Annotated in this window: 1 protein-coding gene and 2 rRNA genes (1 of these 3 cut by a window edge); 1 reads left to right on the forward strand and 2 read right to left on the reverse strand. The window is 59.9% G+C overall.

Going from position 1 to position 2,500, the window contains the following annotated elements; all coding sequences use genetic code 11:
* Nucleotides 1-215: 215 nt before the first annotated feature.
* Complete coding sequence (locus AUL32_RS24235) at nucleotides 216-1,028, forward strand: replication initiation protein (RefSeq protein ID WP_202814458.1); 813 nt, start codon at nucleotides 216-218, stop codon at nucleotides 1,026-1,028.
* Between the two features lie 461 nt (nucleotides 1,029-1,489).
* Here AUL32_RS24235 and rrf read toward each other — a convergent pair.
* Together rrf and AUL32_RS24245 are read right to left on the reverse strand one after the other, a co-directional pair.
* Nucleotides 1,490-1,604, reverse strand: a 5S ribosomal RNA gene (gene rrf, locus AUL32_RS24240).
* 92 nt (nucleotides 1,605-1,696) lie between these two features.
* Nucleotides 1,697-2,500 (reverse strand): 23S ribosomal RNA (locus AUL32_RS24245) (it continues 2,018 nt past the right edge of the window).

Genomic DNA, 2,500 nt, shown 5'->3' on the forward strand with positions numbered 1-2,500 from the left:
CGCATCTCTTTTCCCCAGAGCACCCGTTTTTTCTTGTTTTTTCTTGTTTTTAGAGGGAAATTCCTTTTTAAAAACAGATACTTGACCCCCCCTATTCTCCCTTTTTCCGGGTTTATTCTCCCTTTTTCCGGGTTTCATCTCCCTTTTTCCGGTCGTTTTCCACAGAGCGCCCCGTCCAAAAACCCTCTATTCTCCCCTTTGAAAATGAGGGGAGAATGACCCGGACCATGGGAGAAAAGACCGTTCAAAGCCTTGAGAATCTTGGTTTGGGATCATTGAAGCCGACCTTGCCTGAACGCCTGTCCGGCGAGCGCTGGATCTCGATGCACAATGCGCTGAACCGGGCGGGGCACGGTCTCACCTTGTCGGAAAAGCGCATCGTCGCGACGGCCGCCTCCAAGCTCGGCAGCTACCGGCGACTGGGACCAGGCGAGGTGCCGGTGACGCGGATCACCGCGGCCGAATATGCCGAGGCCTTCGAGGTCGACATGACGACCGCCTACGAGGCGCTGCAGGGCGCCGCCCGGGCCTTGTTCGGCCGCTCCATCACCTTCTATGAGGCGGCTCACCGACGCCGCGGCAAGCCGGTGGAGCCGACCAAGGTCCAGATGCGCTGGGTGGGAGCGGTCAAATATCACAGCGGCGAGGGCTGGGTGGAGCTGCACTGGTGGCCGCCGCTGCTTCCCTACCTCACGGGGCTGCGCAAGCAGTTCACGAGCTATCAGCTCAAGCAGGCCTCAGCGCTGCGCTCGGCCTATTCCTGGCGCCTTCTCGAGCTCCTGACGCGCTTCGAGGCGACCGGGAGGGCAGAATACGCGATCGAGGACTTCGCGCTCTCCATGGACGCTACGGAGAAGCAGCGGGCCGATTTCGGGAAGCTGCGCACCAAGATCCTGGAGCCGGCGGTGCGCGAGCTCTGCGAGAAGGACGGGTGGCGGATCGACTGGAAGCCGGTGAAGGCAGGGCGGCGCGTGGTGAAGCTGCGCTTCGCCTTTAGCCGGGACGCGCAGGGCCGCCTGTTCGAGTGACGCTTGGCTTCACCCGGGCGCGACGGCGGAATGGGACGAGGCAGCCGTCACGCGAGACGCGGAAGGCAGGATTTTGTGACGCGGCTCGGCGCCGACCACCCATCCGGGACAGGCGCGGCGGCTTTGAGCGAAGCCAGATACCAAGCGAAGAGCATGATCGAATAGAAAGACCGTAGAGAGGCCGGATGGGTCTTTGGCTAGTTTGGTAGCCAAAAGCAGCACGTCGCTCACCTACGGGCTTTCTCGTGGATCTGAGAGCCTATTCGTTGGGTGAAAGAGAGCTGGCGGATGGAAGCTGGGAGGAGGGGCGGAAGGCAAAGGCCGCCGATCGCTGAAACGAGCGCCGGCGCTGGCAGGCGCGGCCGAGCTCGAACTCCGAGACCCAGACAAGCAAAAACCCCCGCCTCGGGAGAGGACGGGGGTTTTTTGAAGGAAGGAAGAGAAGAAGATGCGATTGGCAGACCTGGCAGCGACCGACTTTCCCGCGTCTTAAGACGAAGTATCATGGGCGCTGAGGCGTTTCACGGCCGAGTTCGGAATGGGATCGGGTGCAGCCACCTCGCTATAACCACCAGGTCGGCCAATCGCATCATACTGGAAGCTGTGTCTCGAAGAAGAAGAAGCCCTTTCATCCCGGCAAGGCCTGGGATGAACATGGGCGAATGAGAACGATCAAGCCGATCGAGCTATTAGTACCGGTCAGCTTCACGCGTTACCGCGCTTCCACATCCGGCCTATCAACGTGGTCGTCTTCCACGGCTCTGATAGGGAATACTCGTTTCCAGGTGGGTTTCCCGCTTAGATGCCTTCAGCGGTTATCCCGTCCATACATAGCTACCCTGCACTGCGGCTGGCGCCACAACAGGTCCACCAGAGGTATGTCCATCCCGGTCCTCTCGTACTAGGGACAGATCCTGTCAATATTCCTGCACCCACGGCAGATAGGGACCGAACTGTCTCACGACGTTCTGAACCCAGCTCACGTACCGCTTTAATTGGCGAACAGCCAAACCCTTGGGACCTGCTCCAGCCCCAGGATGCGATGAGCCGACATCGAGGTGCCAAACAACCCCGTCGATATGGACTCTTGGGGGTCATCAGCCTGTTATCCCCGGCGTACCTTTTATCCGTTGAGCGATGGCCCTTCCACGCGGGACCACCGGATCACTATGACCGACTTTCGTCTCTGCTCGACTTGTCTGTCTCGCAGTCAGGCGGGCTTATGCCATTGCACTCGACGACCGATTTCCGACCGGTCTGAGCCCACCATCGCGCGCCTCCGTTACTCTTTGGGAGGCGACCGCCCCAGTCAAACTACCCACCATACACTGTCCCGGATCCGGATAACGGACCGCGGTTAGACATCCATGACGATAAGGGTGGTATTTCAAGGATGGCTCCACGCGAGCTGGCGCCCACGCTTCAAAGCCTACCACCTATCCTACACATGCCGACACGAATGCCAGTGTAAA

This window comes from Aureimonas sp. AU40, from assembly GCF_001463785.1.
Classification (GTDB): domain Bacteria; phylum Pseudomonadota; class Alphaproteobacteria; order Rhizobiales; family Rhizobiaceae; genus Aureimonas.

What these genes read in the sequence shown, in the direction of transcription:
- AUL32_RS24235 (WP_202814458.1), top strand. Translation starts at nt 216, where the DNA reads ATGACCCGGACCATGGGAGAAAAGACCGTTCAAAGCCTTGAGAATCTT.